The organism is Novosphingobium sp., from assembly GCF_039595395.1.
Classification (GTDB): domain Bacteria; phylum Pseudomonadota; class Alphaproteobacteria; order Sphingomonadales; family Sphingomonadaceae; genus Novosphingobium.
On record NZ_JBCNLP010000001.1, the window covers coordinates 2,812,701 to 2,827,840 of the forward strand.

Below are 15,140 nucleotides of genomic sequence, written 5' to 3' on the forward strand. Positions count from 1 at the left end.
AATAACCCTATGGCCACCGTGCTCACCTCCACTGGCAAGATCAGCCAGGTCATCGGCGCCGTCGTCGACGTTTCGTTCGACGGCGAACTGCCCGCCATTCTCACCGCGCTGGAAACCACCAACAACGGCAACCGTCTGGTTCTCGAAGTGGCCCAGCATCTGGGTGAGAACACCGTCCGCACCATCGCCATGGACTCGACCGACGGTCTGACCCGTGGTCAGCCGGTCTCCAGCACCGGCGCGCAGATCTCGGTCCCCGTGGGCCCGCAGACCCTGGGCCGCATTCTCAACGTCATCGGCGAGCCGATCGACGAGCGCGGTCCGGTCAACGCGACCCAGTACGCCCCGATCCACGCCGAAGCCCCGCCCTTCATCGAGCAGTCGACCGAAGCGGCCATTCTGGTCACCGGCATCAAGGTCATCGACCTGGTCTGCCCGTTCGCCAAGGGCGGCAAGGTCGGCCTGTTCGGCGGCGCCGGCGTGGGCAAGACCGTCAACATGATGGAACTGATCAACAACATCGCCAAGGCGCACGGCGGTTTCTCGGTGTTCGCCGGCGTGGGTGAGCGTACCCGTGAAGGCAACGACTTCTACCACGAGATGCTCGACGCCGGCGTTATCGCCAAGGACGCCGACGGCAATCCGACCCCCGATGGTTCGAAGGTGGCGCTGGTGTACGGCCAGATGAACGAGCCGCCGGGCAACCGTCTGCGCGTCGCGCTGACCGGCCTGACCATGGCCGAGTACTTCCGCGACGAAGGCCAGGACGTGCTGTTCTTCGTCGACAACATCTACCGCTACACCCTGGCCGGTACCGAAGTGTCGGCACTGCTGGGCCGTATGCCGTCGGCGGTGGGCTACCAGCCGACCCTGGCCGAGGAAATGGGCGTCCTGCAGGAGCGCATCACCTCCACCAAGAAAGGCTCGATCACCTCGATCCAGGCCGTCTACGTTCCCGCGGACGACCTGACCGACCCGTCCCCGGCGACCACCTTCGCCCACCTGGACGCGACCGTCGCACTGTCCCGTGCCATCGCCTCGCTGGGTATCTACCCGGCCGTCGACCCGCTGGACTCGACCTCGCGCCAGCTGTCGACCCGCTGGTCATCGGCCAGGAGCACTACGACACCGCCCGCCGCGTTCAGCAGACGCTGCAGCGCTACAAGGAGCTGCAGGACATCATCGCGATCCTGGGCATGGACGAACTGTCGGAAGAAGACAAGCTGGCCGTGGCCCGCGCCCGCAAGATCCAGCGCTTCCTGTCGCAGCCGTTCCACGTGGCCGAAGTCTTCACCGGCTTCGCCGGGCAAGTACGTCGCCGCTGAAGGACACCATCCGCTGGCTTCAAGGCGATCGTCGACGGCGAGTACGACCACCTGCCGGAGCAGGCGTTCTACATGGTCGGCGGCATCGACGAAGCCGTCGAAAAGGCCAAGAAGCTGGCTGCGGAGGCCTGATCCATGGCACTGCATTTCGAGCTCGTCACGCCTGCGCGTCTGGTCCGGTCCGAGAGCGTCCACATGGTGGTCGTTCCCGGCACGGAAGGCGAGTTCGGCGTGCTTGAAGGCCACGCGCCCTTCATGTCCACCGTGCGCGACGGCGTGCTGAAGGTGTATCGTTCGGAGAACGGCACGCCGGAAGACATCGTCGTCTCGGGCGGCTTCGCAGAGGTGAGCGCCAGCGGCCTCACCGTGCTGGCGGAGCATGTCGAGGGCTGATTTTTCTAGCCTTCGTGCATTTAGAAAGACCGGGTGGCGGGGTTCCGTTGCCCGGTTTTTCTTTGTTTTGAAGGTTTCGAAGTGAAGATGCGAGGGGGTTACCCCCTCGCGCTCCCATGAATGTCTACATTGCGCATCGGGTTCAGCCTTGCGCCCTGTTTGCCGCGCCGCAGGCATTAAATGATCTGCCTGCGGCGCTTTATGTTGGGCAGGTGGATAGGTCCCGCACCACGATCGGGTGCCATTGCCCTATCGTCGGAAGACGTAAAGGGAGCGCGAGGGCGATGGCCCTCGCTTTTCTCTTTTCTTCCCTGCCAACCCGTAATCCCCCTCACCCGTGCTTACTCATTAGCAAATCCTCAAAGTTTCCGCCTTATTCACCACCACCATACGCCATACCCACGCGGGACATGGTGGGTCGTGATTTCGAGGATTGAAACTTATGAGCGCATTCGGGCGACGCAACGGCCCCACCAGCTTCGGGCAAGGTGCGCGACCGCAATTCGGCGTCGCGCGGCCCATGCAGGGCGGCGGACCAGCTCCGGCAGCTCAGCCGCAGCAGCCGCCCGCCGGCGGACAGCAGTTCCCGCCGCTGCCTGCCGAATCCGCTGCGCCCGCGCCTGCCCCGGCCCCCGCGCCGTCTGCTCCCCAGCCCCTGCGCAGCGAGGCCATGGCGCGCCTCGACGAGCGCATGAACACCACGGTCGAGAACACGCATAAGGCCGAAGGGTTCGAGGCCAGCGTCCACAAGATCAAGGAAGAGGTCCTGCCGCGCCTGCTGGAGCGCGTGGACCCCGAAGCCGCCGCCACCCTGACCAAGGACGAGCTGGCCGAGGAATTCCGCCCCATCATCATGGAGGTGCTGGCCGAGCTGAAGATCACCCTCAACCGGCGCGAGCAGTTCGCGCTGGAAAAGGTGCTGATCGACGAGCTGCTCGGCTTCGGCCCGCTGGAGGAGTTGCTGGGCGATCCCGACGTGTCCGATATCATGGTCAACGGGCCAGATCAGACCTACATCGAAAAGAAGGGCAAGCTGACCCTTTCGACGATCCGCTTCCGCGACGAGCAGCATCTCTTCCAGATCGCCCAACGCATCGTGAACCAGGTCGGCCGCCGCGTCGATCAGACCACGCCGCTGGCCGACGCCCGCCTGAAGGACGGCAGCCGCGTCAACGTCATCGTGCCCCCGCTCTCGCTGCGCGGCACGGCGATCTCGATTCGTAAGTTTTCCGAAAAGCCGATCACGCTCGATATGCTGCGCGATTTCGGATCGATGTCGGACCCGATGTGCACCGCGCTCAAGATCGCGGGCGCCTGCCGTATGAACATCGTGATCTCGGGCGGTACGGGTTCGGGTAAAACGACGATGCTCAACGCCCTGTCGAAGATGATCGATCCGGGCGAGCGCGTGCTGACCATCGAGGACGCCGCCGAACTCCGCCTGCAGCAGCCGCACTGGCTGCCGCTGGAAACGCGGCCGCCCAACCTTGAAGGCCAGGGCGCCATCACCATCGGCGACCTTGTGAAGAACGCCCTGCGTATGCGCCCCGACCGCATCATCCTGGGCGAAATTCGTGGCGCGGAGTGCTTCGACCTCCTCGCCGCGATGAACACCGGTCACGATGGCTCGATGTGTACGCTCCACGCCAACAGCCCGCGCGAATGCCTGGGCCGTATGGAAAACATGATCCTGATGGGCGACATCAAGATCCCCAAGGAAGCCATCAGCCGCCAGATCGCGGAAAGCGTGGACATCATCGTGCAGGTCAAGCGCCTGCGCGATGGCTCGCGCCGCACCACCAACATCACCGAGGTGATCGGGATGGAAGGCGATGTGATCGTAACGCAGGAGCTGTTCAAGTTCGAATATCTCGACGAAACCGACGACGGGAAGATTATCGGCGAGTTCCGTCCTTCCGGCCTGCGACCTTATACTCTGGAAAAGGCGCGGCAGTTCGGGTTCGATCAGGCTTATCTGGAAGCCTGTCTGTAAGAAAGAATGACGCAGGGGGCGTTACGCCCCCTGCACCCCCGTTACGTCTTCCGGCGACAAGGCAGCGGCACCCGGTCGTCATGCAAGACCTCTCCACCTGTCCAGCGCAAAGCGCCGCAGGCAGCTATATCCGGCCATTTCATGCCTGCGGCGCGGCAAACTGGGCGATTGGCCGAACCCTATGCGCAACGCTGACAGTTAAGGGAGCGCGAGGGCGATGGCCCTCGCATCTTCCCTTTACCCCCTTGAATCACCCCACCATCCAGAACTTCACCGCCCCGGCGGCGGCCAACACCCCCACCATCGTCGCCCAGAACGACAGGCCCCGCCACGGCACCCAACCCACAGCGTCAGGATCAGCGCGGCGCATCCGGCGGCGATCGGCCAGCCAGCCCAGCACGGCCACCATCGCCGCAAAAACCGCAACCGATGCGCATATGGTAAAGTCCAATTCCATCGCCTGCTCTTGCCTCAACCGGCTGCGCGGGTAAACGCAAACTCATGCCTGTTCATCAACGTCCTTTTCTGGCGCTGGGCCTGCGGCTTGGTGCGGCGCTCGCTTTGTCCAGCCTGTATATGCTGGTCAAGCTGGTGCATCAGATGGGCGTTTCCCTGCCCGAGATCATGTTCTGGCGGCAGGCGGGAGCCTTGCCCCTGCTCACGCTTTGGGTCGCGTTGCGCGGGCAGTGGTGGCAGTTGCGGACCACCCGCCTCAAGAGCCACGCCACCCGCTCGCTGATGGGCATGTTCGGCATGCTGGCCAATTTTGGCGCGACGATCCTGCTGCCGCTGGCGGTGGCAACGGTGCTGGGCTTTACCACGCCAATGTTCGCGGTGGTGCTTTCGGCTTTGATGCTGAAGGAAAAGATCGGGCCGTGGCGCTGGCTGGCGGTGGCGCTGGGCTTTGTCGGCGTGCTGGTGATCGCTCGGCCTGGCTCGATGGCCATCTCACCGCTGGGGGCCTTTGTCGGGCTGGCCTCGGGCTTTATGGTGGCGCTGGTGGCAATCCAGTTGCGCGATATGGGCCGCACGGAGGCGCCGCTCTCGGTGGTGTTCTATTTCTCGCTGATCGGCACGGTGCTGATGCTGCCCACCCTGCCTTTCACCATGACGCATCACACCGGCCTGCAATGGACGGCCATTCTGGGCATGGGCGCGGTGGGCACGCTGGCGCAGATGCTGGTGACGGCCTCGGTGCGCTATGGCCCGGTGTCGACGGTGGTGGTGATGGATTATTCCTCGCTGATCTGGACGACGCTCTATGGCTGGCTGATTTTCGACCAGATGCCGCCCTCCAGCACCTGGCTCGGCGCGCCTCTGGTGGCCTGCGCCGGTCTGGTGATCCTGTGGCGCGAGCGGGTGCGAACCCGCGCCGCGCTCACGCCGCAAGGATAGAGCGCGCCCTCACGTAAAGCTCACCGCGGAAGGTGCAGATGCTGCCCACCGCAAAGCCGATCAGCGCATCGCTGGCCAGCGCGAGCCATTCCGCATGGGCCGCGCCCGCCTCGATCATTTCATAGCGGGCGAACTGGCGCAGGACGATCACGCCGATCAGCAGCATCATCGCCGCCGCCGATTGGCGGATAAACAGCGCGCCGGTGACAGGATCGCGGCCGATATGGGTGAATTTCGCCCGCTGCCAGCCCAGCGGCACGCCTAGCACCAGCCCTGCCCCCAGAGCAGCCCAGCCCAGAGGCGCGGGCGGGCGGGTGATCAGCATGGCAGTGATCCCCGCCAGAGCGATCACCGGCAGGATCAGTGACAAGGCCGGGCGAAAGGGGCGCTCCCGCCCGATCTGGCGGCTGCGCAGCGCCAGAACCACCACGATCACCGCGATGGGAATCCATTGGCTGTAAGGATTGGCGCTTTGCATAAACAAGAAAACCCTGTGACTGTGTTAGAATGATAACACGGCCACAGGGGATGCCAAGATACAAGTTTCAGGAATTAAAAAGAGAATGCGAGGGTGTTACACCCTCGCGCTCCCATTAATGTCTACGTCGCGCCTATCAGGCAGCGTCGCCCTTCCACACCAGCACCGGCTTGCGCGCGGCCAGGGTTTCATCCAGCCTGCGGCGCGGGGTGAAGTGCGGCGCCGTCTTCAGGCGTTCGTCACCCGCGCGGGCACGCTCGGCCAGCGAGCGCATCGAGGCAATGAAGCGGTCGAGGCCAGCGCGGCTTTCCGTTTCGGTCGGCTCGATCAGCATCGCGCCATGCACCACCAGCGGGAAATAGACCGTCATCGGGTGGAAGCCCTCGTCGATCAGGCCCTTGGCGATGTCCAGCGTCGAGAAGCCCGAGGCCAGACCTGCATCGCTGAACAGCGCCTCATGCATGCAGGGGCCCGCCTTGGCGAAGGGCGCCTCCAGCACATCTTCCAGCTCGCGCAGGATGTAATTGGCGTTCAGCACGGCATCTTCCGACACCTGACGCAGGCCATCATTGCCATGCGAGAGGATATAGGTCAGCGCGCGGGTGAACATGCCCATCTGGCCATGGAAGGCGGCCATACGACCAAAGCTCTGCGCATGGCCGGTCGAGGCGATTTCTTCCTCTTCCACCAGATGCACACGGCCATCGGCCTCACGCTGTACGAAGGGCAGCGGCGCGAAGGGCGCCAGCGCTTCGGACAGCACCACCGGACCCGAACCGGGACCGCCACCGCCATGCGGGGTGGAGAAGGTCTTGTGCAGGTTGATGTGCATGGCGTCCACGCCCAGATCGCCCGGACGCACCTTGCCGACGATGGCGTTGAAATTCGCGCCATCGCAATAGACGTAACCGCCCGAGGCATGCACCGCGTCGGAGATCTTTTTCAGATCCCGCTCGAACAACCCGCAGGTGTTGGGGTTGGTGATCATCACGCCGGCCACATCGGGGCCGAGGCGGCTGATCAGCGCTTCCATATCCACGCGGCCATCCGGCGTCGCGGGGATGCTCTCCACGCGGAAACCGGCGAAGGCGGCGGTGGCGGGGTTGGTGCCATGCGCACTTTCGGGGACCAGCACGATGTGGCGCTTTTCGCCCTTGACCTCGATCGCGGCGCGGATGCAGAGCAGCCCGCACAGCTCGCCATGAGCACCGGCCTTGGGCGACAGGGCAACGGCGGCCATGCCGGTCAGGCCGATCAGCCAGTCCGACAGTTCGGCGATGGCTTCAAAGGCGCCAGCGACCGTCTGCTTGGGCTGCAGCGGGTGGATATCCGCAAAGCCGGGCATCCGCGCGACCTTCTCATTGAGGCGCGGATTGTGCTTCATGGTGCAGCTTCCCAGCGGGAAGGGCCCCAGATCGATGGCATAGTTCTGGCGCGACAGGCGGGTGTAGTGGCGCACCACCTCCGGCTCGGTCAGGCCCGGCAGGGCGGCGGGCGCCTTGCGCAGGAACTTCGACAGCCCGGCGACCGGCCCGCGCTTGGGCGCATCGATGTCCACACCGGTCTGGCCAGCGCGGTTGAGTTCGAAGATCAAGGGCTCTTCAAGCTGAAGACCCTTGTCGCCGGAGACGGTCATGGGCTGCACGGAACCGTCACCGGCCACCATTTCAGGCTTCCAGCCCGAGGCATTCGGAGCGTTCATATCAGGCCCCCTTCTTCAGAACGTCGGCCAGCGTGGCGGCCAGCGCTTCAATGTCGTCATCGGTGGTGCATTCGGTCGCCGTCACCAACAGGCCGGCATGCAGCGCCTTGTCCTGCGGATAGAGGCGACCCAGGGCGACACCGCCCAGCACGCCCTTGTCCGCCAGCGAGCGCACGGCTTCACGGGCGTCGGCAGGCAGAACCACGGTGAACTCGTTCACGAACACATCGTTGAGAACGGTCACGCCCGGAATCTGGGCGAGACGCTCCGCCGTCTGACGCGCACGGTCATGGTTGACCGCTGCCAGTTGGCTGAGGCCTTCGCCGCCCAGCAGGCTCATATGGATGCTGAAGGCCAGCGCGCAGAGACCCGCATTGGTGCAGATGTTGCTGGTGGCCTTCTCGCGGCGGATATGCTGCTCGCGCGTGGAGAGCGTCAGCACGAAACCGCGCTTGCCCTCGGCGTCTACGGTCTCACCACACAGACGGCCCGGCATCTGGCGCAGGAACTTCTCCGAAGCGCCGAACAGGCCCAGATAAGGCCCGCCGAAGTTGAGGCCGACGCCCAGCGACTGCCCCTCACCCACGACGATATCCGCGCCCAGATGGCCCGGCGCCTCGATCAGGCCCAGAGCGACCGGCTCGGTGACCACGGCCACCAGCAGCGCGCCCTTGGCATGGGCGGCGGCGGCAATCGCGGCCAGATCGGGAATGCGGCCCAGAATATCGGGATACTGCACCACGACAGCGCCGGTCTGGTCGTCGATGGCGGCGATCACCTCGGCGTCGTCGGGCTGGGCCGACAGAACCGGAGAGCGCGCCTCGATCACATCGCCAGTGAACTTGGCCATGGTTTCGGCCGTGCCCACGTAATGTGGATGCAGGCCGCCCGAGAGCACCGCCTTCTTGCGGCGCGTGACGCGGCCCGCCATGGCGATGGCCTCCCAGCATGCGGTCGAGCCGTCATACATCGAGGCATTGGCCACATCGGTGCCGAACAGGCGCGCGACCTGCGTCTGGAACTCGAAGAGCACCTGCAGCGTGCCCTGCGCGATTTCCGGCTGATAGGGCGTGTAGGCGGTCAGGAACTCGCCGCGCTGGATCAGATGGTCGACGCTGGCCGGGATATGGTGCTTGTAAGCCCCTGCCCCCAGGAAGAAAGGCGCCGCGCCCGCCGACAGGTTCTTGCCCGCCAGACGCGCCATATGGCGCTCCACCGCCATTTCGCTGGCGTGCGGGGCAAGGCCTTCAACGGGGCCGGAGAGCAGCGCATCGGCGGGCACATCGGCGAAAAGATCGTCGATGGTGCCGGCGCCGACGGCCGCGAGCATGGCGGTACGATCCGCCGGGGTCAGGGGAAGATAACGCATCGTGAGATCAAAGCTCCGCGATATAGGCCTTGTAGGCGGCTTCATCGAGCAGGTCGCCCAGAGCAGCCGCATCGGTCAGGGTCAGCTTGAAAAGCCAGCCGTCGGTTTCGGCGGCGGTGTTGACCAGCTCGGGCTCGGCATCGAGAGCGGCATTGCCCTCAGCAATGGTGCCCGCGACAGGCGCGTAGACGTCGCTGGCGGCCTTCACCGATTCCACCACGGCGACAGCTTCGCCCGCCGTGACGGCGCGGCCCGCTTCGGGCAGCTCAACGAAGGTGATGTCACCCAGCGATTCCTGCGCGAAATCGGTGATGCCGACGGTGGCGGTATCGCCGTCGACCTGGATCCACTCGTGTTCCTTGGTGAAATAGCGAGTCATTTGGCGGCTCCCTTGCGGTAGTAACGGGTGGGTTGGAAAGGCATGGGCACGACGGTGGCGGACAGCTTCTTGCCGCGCACGTCGATGGAAAGAGCGGTGCCCTCGGCAGTGTGCGCGGCATCGACATAGGCCATGGCGATGGGATGGCCGAGGCTCGGCGCGAAACCGCCCGAGCAGACCGTGCCGACCTTGACGTCACCAGCGAAGACTTCGGCGCCTTCGCGGGCGGCCTGGCGGCCTTCCAGCTTCAGGCCGATGCGCAGCGTGGCGGTGCCTTCGGCCAGCACCTTGAGCACATGGTCGCTGCCCATAAAGCCGCCCTGTTCGCGGCGGCGCTTGGAGAGCGCGAAGGTGAGGTTGGCGCTGACGGGATCGGTTTCCGGCGACAGGTCATGGCCGTAAAGCGGCAGACCGGCTTCCAGACGCAGACTGTCACGCGCGCCAAGGCCGATGGGCTTCACATCCGCGTGGGCAGCCAGAGCGGTGGCGAACTCGACGATGCCTTCATAAGGCACGCTGATTTCATAGCCATCCTCGCCCGAATAGCCCGAGCGGCTGACGCCCAGCTCGATGCCGTTCCATTCATAGGGCCCGGCCTGCATGAAGGAGAGCTCCTCCACCGGCACGATATCGGCCAGCGCGGGCTTGAGGCCCAGCGAGGCCAGAGCCGCAGCGGCCTTGGGGCCCTGCAGCGCCAGCAGGCCATGCTCGTCGCGGTGGGTCAGGGTGATGTCGTCGGGCAGGTTTTCGCGCAGATGGGCGATATCGTCCCACTTGGTGGCGCCGTTCACCACCACGAAGAAGCCATTGCGCCAGCGGGTGACCATCAGGTCATCGAGAATGCCGCCGTTTTCGTCCAGCAGCAGCGAATAGCGGATGCGGCCGATCTTCAGGATCGACAAATCGGCGGGCAGCAGGGCTTCCAGAGCAGCCTCGACAGCCGACTGATCGTCGCCCTCGACGCTGACCACCAGCTGGCCCATATGGCTGACATCGAACAGGCCCGCGCTCTCGCGCGTCCAGAGATGCTCGGCCATGATGCCTTCATACTGCACCGGCATCATGTAACCGGCAAATTCCACCATGCGCGCGCCGTGTTCACGGTGCCACGCATCGAGCGGCAGGGTCAGGATCGCGGGAAGCTCATCGCCATCCACATCCACGGATTCGTTCTGTTCGTATGAATCGCTCACAACTCGGGCTTCCCTACAGATTGCACCAGATCTGGTGCCCCCTCTGTCACGGAAACCTGAGAGCTTAGCCCCACTCACCGCGACCAGCGTGAGCAGGATTTACCCCTTCGGCGGCCCTCCCGCAAAGCGGAAGTGCACTTTCCAGAGCATCGCTATCAATCCACACGGTCCCTTGTGCCTGAGAGATTCCGGGGCGGTTGCTCCTTCGGCGTCTCGCAAACGCACCCTTTCGGGCGAATCGCGAGAAACTCTCCCGCATGGATCAGCGATATGAGCGCGCCATCCACTGTTGTGACGCCCAAGTCAAAGGGCATTTGACGCCTTGTCCACCAAACAGGTCGCATCTGTTCAAGACATAAGGAGAAATCAGACGTTGCTGAGCCCCTCGGGCGCGCTGCCATGGATCTGCGCATAGCGGGCGATGGCGAAGCGGTCGGTCATGCCGGCGATATAATCCGCGATGTGGCGGCTGCGGCCCGGCTCGGCCTCGGGCATGCGGGACAGCCAGTCCTCGCCCATCAGCGACGGATCAGCGCGCAGGGCGGTGAACAGTCCCGCCGTCACCTGCTTGGCCTTGCCTGCGGTGTCGAGCTGATCGGGGTGGTAATAGAGCCGCTGATACATGAAGCGCTTCAGGCGACGCTCCTCCTCCTCCATCGCGGGCGAGAAGGCGACGCAGGCGCGGCCGGCATGGCGGACCTGATCGACGGTTTCGAGCCCTGCGATACGGCAGCGCGTCTCGGCGATCACATCATTGACCATGATGCCGATCTGGCTGCGCACCAATTCGCGCAATTGGCGATCACGCGGAGCGCCCTGATAGCGCTGCTCCACGGCATACCATTGCTCGGCCACGAAGGGCTGCTCGGTCAGTTGATCGAGCGTGAGGAAACCCGCGCGCAACCCATCGTCGATATCGTGATTGTCATAGGCGATGTCGTCGGCAATCGCCGCGACCTGCGCCTCAAGGCTGGAATAGTTGCCCAGATCGAGCGGAAAGGCCGCATCCAGCTCCTGCAAGGCCCAGCCGGGGTTGCGCACCGGGCCGTTGTGTTTGGCCAGACCCTCCAGCAGTTCCCATGTCAGGTTCAGACCATCATGCCCGCAATAGGGGCTTTCCAGACGCATCAGCGTGCGCAGCGCCTGAGCATTGTGATCCCAGCCGCCCTGTTCCTTCAGCGCCTCCTGCAGCGCATCCTCGCCGCTGTGGCCGAAGGGCGGGTGGCCGATGTCATGCGCGAGGCACAGGGCTTCGGTCAGATCCTCGTCCAGCCCCAGTTGGCGGGCGATGACACGGCCGATCTGCGCCACCTCAAGGCTGTGCGTCAGGCGGACGCGGTAATGATCGCCATCGGGCGCGATAAACACCTGAGTCTTATGTCGCAGGCGGCGGAAGCTGATCGAATGGATGATCCGGTCGCGGTCGCGCTGGTATTCGCTGCGCGGACCGCGCGCGATCCCGCCCTCCATGGGAAACTCGCGCCCGCGTGAGCGCAGGGGATCGCAAGCCAGCGGGGAGCGGGTGATCTGGGCTTCGGCACTATCCATGGCGCGGGCCTAGCTCACCGCCCCTATTGCAGCAAGCTCCCCAAGCCCGAGGGCCCGACCTGAGCGACACAGGCGCCCGCCGCCGAGGCCGTCACCTGAATCACCTGCGGATCGTTGATGCGCTGAACAGCGGCGACATAATCCATCGCGGAACGCTTGGGGCCCTGCAGCGCCTCCAGCTTGCGCAATTGCGAGATCGTCAGATGATCAACCATGCGCTGCGCCATGCATTCGGCCATCGGCTGGGACAGACCGGCGTGGGTGAGCGCCGCCTGCACCCGGCCACGGGCGATGCCCTGCACGCATCCACCCAGAACCAGCGATGCACCCAGCACCGCGATTGCAAACCCACGCATGATCCGTTCAATCCCTTCAAAACACTCAGTGCTCGAGGGATTTGACGATCTCCTCCACCATCTTCTTGGCGTCTGCCAGCAGCATCATGGTCTGGTCCATATAAAAGACGTCATTATCAACACCTGAATAGCCCACCCCGCTCATCGAGCGCTTGATGAACATCACGGTCTTGGCCTTGTCCACGTCGAAGACGGGCATGCCATAGATGGGGCTGCTCTTGTCGGTCTTGGCGGCGGGGTTCACCACATCGTTGGCGCCGATGATGAAGGCGACATCGGCCTGAGCGAACTCACCATTGATGTCCTCCAGCTCGAAGACCTCATCATAGGGCACGTTCGCCTCAGCCAGCAGCACATTCATATGGCCGGGCATGCGGCCCGCGACGGGATGGATGGCATATTTGACGTTCACGCCCTCTTTCTTGAGCGTGTCGGCCATTTCGCGCAGCACATGCTGGGCCTGCGCCACCGCCATACCATAGCCGGGGATGATGATGACATTCTCGGCTTCCTTGAGCAGGAAAGCCGCATCCTCGGCGCTGCCGCGCTTCCACGGGCGCTGTTCCTTGGCCGCACCGCCGCCTGATTCCGCCGCCGCGCCGAAGCCGCCCGCGATCACGGAGACAAAGCTACGGTTCATCGCCTTGCACATGATGTAGGAGAGGATCGCACCCGAGGAGCCGACCAGCGCCCCGGTGATGATCATCGCGGTGTTGTGCAGGGTGAAGCCCATCGCCGCGGCGGCCCAGCCGGAATAGCTGTTCAGCATCGAGACCACCACCGGCATATCCGCCCCGCCGATGGGGATGATCAGCAGGAAGCCGATCACAAAGCTGAGCGCGGTGATCAGCGCGATATCCACCATCGACTGCGACATAAAGAAGCCGAAGATGAAGAAGGCGATGGCCAGCAGCAGCACGATGTTGATGGCATGGCGCGCGGGCAGCATGATGGGCGCGCCGCTCATCTTGCCCGCCAGCTTCAGGAAAGCGATGACCGAGCCGCTGAAGGTGATCGCGCCGATGGCGATGCCGAGGGACATCTCGATCAGGCTTTGCGGGTGGATCTGCATGGGCAGCGCCGTGCCCTCCGGTCCCGTCTGCGCCAGAGCAGTGGCCACGTCATGCACCACCTCGACAATACCGAAGGCCTGCGGATTGAGGTAGGCCGCCCAACCCACCAGCACTGCCGCCAGACCGACCAGCGAGTGGAAGGCAGCCACCAGTTGCGGCATATCCGTCATGGCAATCTTGCGCGCCGTGACCCAGCCGATGCCTCCACCAATCGCGATGGCGGCGAGGATCAGTCCGAATGTTCCAAAATCAGGAACCGCTTGAAAACCACGTTCTATTGCAGTCGAAGGGCCTTCATAAGAAATTCCCATTATAGGGAAATGCGTCACCAGCGTGGTCACCACGGCGATCGTCATGCCGATCATGCCATAGCGGTTGCCCGCCCGGCTGGTGCTGGGACTGGATAACCCACGCAATGCCAGAATGAACAGCACGCCCGAAATCAGATAGGCCAGCATGGCCCACGAAGGAGTAGCGCTGTGTTCCATCACTTGCGCTCCTTCTTCTTATACATCGCCAGCATGCGCGCGGTCACGGCAAAGCCGCCAAAGATGTTGATGCTGGCCAGCACCACCGCCCCCAGCCCCAGCCATTTCGACACGCCCGCCCCGGCTCCGATACCGGAAGCCGCCGCCGCGATCAGCGCCCCCACCACGATCACCGAGGAGATCGCATTGGTCACCGCCATCAGCGGCGTGTGCAGCGCGGGCGTCACCGACCACACCACGTAATAGCCCACAAAACAGGCCATCACGAAAATCGACAGGATCGAGATAAAATCCATAACAGCCCCCCTCAGGCTAAAACTGTCAGCCCAGCAGGCGCGGATGCACCACCGCTCCGCCTTGCGTGAGGCGGATTGCCCCGCCGATTTCCTCATCCAGCACCGGAGCGCCCTTCTCCTTGTCCCAGAAGGCCGAGAGGAAGTTGTAGAGATTGCGCGAAAACAGCGCCGAGGCGTCCGCCGGCAGCCGCGAGGCCGTGTTGGTCCAGCCCATGATCTTCACGCCATGCCGCTCGACGATCTGGTCGGCCACGGAGCCTTCCACATTGCCGCCCTGCGAAACCGCCAGATCGAAGATCACGCTGCCCGGCTTCATGCTGGCAATCTGCGCGTCGCTGATCAATCGAGGCGCCGCCCGTCCGGGAATCAGCGCGGTGGTGATCACGATATCCTGCTTGGCGATATGGCCGGAGACCAGTTCGGCCTGCGCCTTCTGGTAGTCCTCGCTCATTTCGGTGGCATAGCCGCCACTGCCCTCGCCCTCGATCCCCGCGACGCTTTCCACGAAGATGGGTTTCGCGCCCAGCGACTGGATCTGCTCCTTGGTGGCGGAGCGCACATCGGTCGCCGACACCTGAGCCCCCAGACGCCGCGCCGTGGCGATGGCCTGCAAGCCCGCCACGCCCACGCCCATCACAAAGGCCTTGGCCGCGCTGATCGTGCCCGCCGCCGTCATCATCATCGGGAAGGCCCGACCATAGACACCCGCCGCATCGATCACCGCCTTATAGCCGGCAAGGTTCGACTGGCTGGAAAGGATATCCATCGACTGCGCCCGCGTGATGCGCGGCATAAATTCCATCGCCAGCGCCTCAAGCCCGGCAGCGGCATAGGCATCGATGCGCCCCCGCTGCCCGAAAGGATCGAGCCCCGCCACAACCCATGCCCCCGGCGCCACGCCAGCGAGCGCCGCCGGGTCAGGCCCCTGCACCCCCAGCACGATCTGCGCGCCCGCCAGCACACTGGCGGCATCGCCCACCCTTGCGCCCACGGCGGCATAATCGGCGTCCGCTATCGAGGCGCTCAGCCCCGCGCCCGTCTCCACCGCGACCTGCGCGCCCAGAGCGATGAATTTCTTCACCGTTTCGGGCGTGACGGCCACGCGCGTTTCTCCCTCCGCGCTCTCACGCGGAACGGCGATGATCAGCCCCC

General features: G+C 64.4%; 14 protein-coding genes, 1 pseudogene and 2 riboswitches. Of the genes and pseudogenes, 4 read left to right on the forward strand and 11 right to left on the reverse strand.

Translation table 11 applies throughout. The annotated features are described in order from the left end of the window. Nucleotides 1-9: 9 nt before the first annotated feature. From atpD to ABDW49_RS13010, 3 genes and pseudogenes are all read left to right on the forward strand, one after another. Nucleotides 10-1,457 (forward strand): annotated as a pseudogene (atpD, locus tag ABDW49_RS13000) (F0F1 ATP synthase subunit beta). A 3-nt stretch (nucleotides 1,458-1,460) separates the two neighbouring features. Beyond that, nucleotides 1,461-1,718, forward strand: a complete 258-nt coding sequence (locus ABDW49_RS13005) for an ATP synthase F1 subunit epsilon (RefSeq protein WP_343612423.1) — start codon at nucleotides 1,461-1,463, stop codon at nucleotides 1,716-1,718. A gap of 442 nt (nucleotides 1,719-2,160) precedes the next feature. Continuing rightward, entirely contained in the window at nucleotides 2,161-3,711 is a 1,551-nt protein-coding gene (locus ABDW49_RS13010) for a CpaF family protein (RefSeq protein ID WP_343612425.1), read from the forward strand. Nucleotides 3,712-3,961: 250 nt separating this feature from the next. Here ABDW49_RS13010 and ABDW49_RS13015 read toward each other — a convergent pair whose 3' ends face one another. Continuing rightward, nucleotides 3,962-4,168 carry a hypothetical protein gene (locus ABDW49_RS13015; protein ID WP_343612426.1) on the reverse strand — a complete coding sequence of 69 codons (207 nt, stop codon included), beginning with the start codon at nucleotides 4,166-4,168 and terminating at the stop codon, nucleotides 3,962-3,964. Nucleotides 4,169-4,212: 44 nt separating this feature from the next. On the opposite strand from ABDW49_RS13015, the gene ABDW49_RS13020 reads away from it, so the two are divergent. Beyond that, the gene (locus ABDW49_RS13020; protein WP_343612427.1) at nucleotides 4,213-5,106 is read left to right on the forward strand and encodes a DMT family transporter; all 894 of its coding nucleotides are present in this window, start codon (nucleotides 4,213-4,215) and stop codon (nucleotides 5,104-5,106) included. On the opposite strand, the gene ABDW49_RS13025 is transcribed toward ABDW49_RS13020, so the two are convergent. The 10 genes from ABDW49_RS13025 to ABDW49_RS13070 all read right to left on the reverse strand — a co-directional run bounded on the left by ABDW49_RS13025 (nucleotide 5,090) and on the right by ABDW49_RS13070 (nucleotide 15,135). Further along, on the reverse strand, nucleotides 5,090-5,584 hold the full coding sequence (locus tag ABDW49_RS13025) for a CcdC protein domain-containing protein (protein ID WP_343612428.1): 495 nt from the start codon (nucleotides 5,582-5,584) through the stop codon (nucleotides 5,090-5,092). The two genes, ABDW49_RS13020 and ABDW49_RS13025, sit on opposite strands and share 17 nt — an antisense overlap. A 136-nt stretch (nucleotides 5,585-5,720) precedes the next feature. Then, nucleotides 5,721-7,286, reverse strand: coding sequence for an aminomethyl-transferring glycine dehydrogenase subunit GcvPB (gcvPB, locus tag ABDW49_RS13030; protein WP_343612429.1), 1,566 nt, complete (start codon nucleotides 7,284-7,286; stop codon nucleotides 5,721-5,723). Between the two features lies 1 nt (nucleotide 7,287). After that, a complete protein-coding gene (gene gcvPA / locus ABDW49_RS13035) occupies nucleotides 7,288-8,655 on the reverse strand; it encodes an aminomethyl-transferring glycine dehydrogenase subunit GcvPA (protein ID WP_343612430.1) in 1,368 nt (455 codons plus the stop codon). Between the two features lie 7 nt (nucleotides 8,656-8,662). Continuing rightward, the gene (gene gcvH, locus ABDW49_RS13040) at nucleotides 8,663-9,034 is read right to left on the reverse strand and encodes a glycine cleavage system protein GcvH (protein ID WP_343612432.1); all 372 of its coding nucleotides are present in this window, start codon (nucleotides 9,032-9,034) and stop codon (nucleotides 8,663-8,665) included. After that, nucleotides 9,031-10,227, reverse strand: a complete 1,197-nt coding sequence (gene gcvT, locus ABDW49_RS13045) for a glycine cleavage system aminomethyltransferase GcvT (RefSeq protein ID WP_343612433.1) — start codon at nucleotides 10,225-10,227, stop codon at nucleotides 9,031-9,033. The genes gcvH and gcvT overlap by 4 nt, the downstream gene beginning before the upstream one ends. A gap of 33 nt (nucleotides 10,228-10,260) precedes the next feature. Beyond that, nucleotides 10,261-10,382, reverse strand: a riboswitch (glycine riboswitch). Next, a riboswitch (glycine riboswitch) is annotated at nucleotides 10,383-10,493 on the reverse strand. Nucleotides 10,494-10,593: 100 nt separating this feature from the next. Next, entirely contained in the window at nucleotides 10,594-11,775 is a 1,182-nt protein-coding gene (locus ABDW49_RS13050) for a deoxyguanosinetriphosphate triphosphohydrolase (RefSeq protein ID WP_343612435.1), read from the reverse strand. Nucleotides 11,776-11,798: 23 nt separating this feature from the next. Next, nucleotides 11,799-12,131: a hypothetical protein gene (locus ABDW49_RS13055; RefSeq protein WP_343612436.1), complete on the reverse strand. Its 333-nt coding sequence runs from the start codon at nucleotides 12,129-12,131 to the stop codon at nucleotides 11,799-11,801. Between the two features lie 25 nt (nucleotides 12,132-12,156). Continuing rightward, complete coding sequence (locus ABDW49_RS13060) at nucleotides 12,157-13,692, reverse strand: NAD(P)(+) transhydrogenase (Re/Si-specific) subunit beta (protein ID WP_343612437.1); 1,536 nt, start codon at nucleotides 13,690-13,692, stop codon at nucleotides 12,157-12,159. After that, nucleotides 13,692-13,988 carry a proton-translocating transhydrogenase family protein gene (locus ABDW49_RS13065; RefSeq protein ID WP_343612439.1) on the reverse strand — a complete coding sequence of 99 codons (297 nt, stop codon included), beginning with the start codon at nucleotides 13,986-13,988 and terminating at the stop codon, nucleotides 13,692-13,694. The genes ABDW49_RS13060 and ABDW49_RS13065 overlap by 1 nt, the downstream gene beginning before the upstream one ends. A gap of 25 nt (nucleotides 13,989-14,013) precedes the next feature. After that, complete coding sequence (locus tag ABDW49_RS13070) at nucleotides 14,014-15,135, reverse strand: NAD(P) transhydrogenase subunit alpha (RefSeq protein WP_343614282.1); 1,122 nt, start codon at nucleotides 15,133-15,135, stop codon at nucleotides 14,014-14,016. Nucleotides 15,136-15,140: the final 5 nt, after the last annotated feature.

What these genes read in the sequence shown, in the direction of transcription:
- ABDW49_RS13005 (WP_343612423.1), top strand. Translation starts at nt 1,461, where the DNA reads ATGGCACTGCATTTCGAGCTCGTCACGCCTGCGCGTCTGGTCCGGTCC.
- ABDW49_RS13010 (WP_343612425.1), top strand. Translation starts at nt 2,161, where the DNA reads ATGAGCGCATTCGGGCGACGCAACGGCCCCACCAGCTTCGGGCAAGGT.
- ABDW49_RS13015 (WP_343612426.1), bottom strand. Translation starts at nt 4,168, where the DNA reads ATGGAATTGGACTTTACCATATGCGCATCGGTTGCGGTTTTTGCGGCG.
- ABDW49_RS13020 (WP_343612427.1), top strand. Translation starts at nt 4,213, where the DNA reads ATGCCTGTTCATCAACGTCCTTTTCTGGCGCTGGGCCTGCGGCTTGGT.
- ABDW49_RS13025 (WP_343612428.1), bottom strand. Translation starts at nt 5,584, where the DNA reads ATGCAAAGCGCCAATCCTTACAGCCAATGGATTCCCATCGCGGTGATC.
- gcvPB (WP_343612429.1), bottom strand. Translation starts at nt 7,286, where the DNA reads ATGAACGCTCCGAATGCCTCGGGCTGGAAGCCTGAAATGGTGGCCGGT.
- gcvPA (WP_343612430.1), bottom strand. Translation starts at nt 8,655, where the DNA reads ATGCGTTATCTTCCCCTGACCCCGGCGGATCGTACCGCCATGCTCGCG.
- gcvH (WP_343612432.1), bottom strand. Translation starts at nt 9,034, where the DNA reads ATGACTCGCTATTTCACCAAGGAACACGAGTGGATCCAGGTCGACGGC.
- ABDW49_RS13050 (WP_343612435.1), bottom strand. Translation starts at nt 11,775, where the DNA reads ATGGATAGTGCCGAAGCCCAGATCACCCGCTCCCCGCTGGCTTGCGAT.
- ABDW49_RS13055 (WP_343612436.1), bottom strand. Translation starts at nt 12,131, where the DNA reads ATGCGTGGGTTTGCAATCGCGGTGCTGGGTGCATCGCTGGTTCTGGGT.
- ABDW49_RS13060 (WP_343612437.1), bottom strand. Translation starts at nt 13,692, where the DNA reads ATGGAACACAGCGCTACTCCTTCGTGGGCCATGCTGGCCTATCTGATT.
- ABDW49_RS13065 (WP_343612439.1), bottom strand. Translation starts at nt 13,988, where the DNA reads ATGGATTTTATCTCGATCCTGTCGATTTTCGTGATGGCCTGTTTTGTG.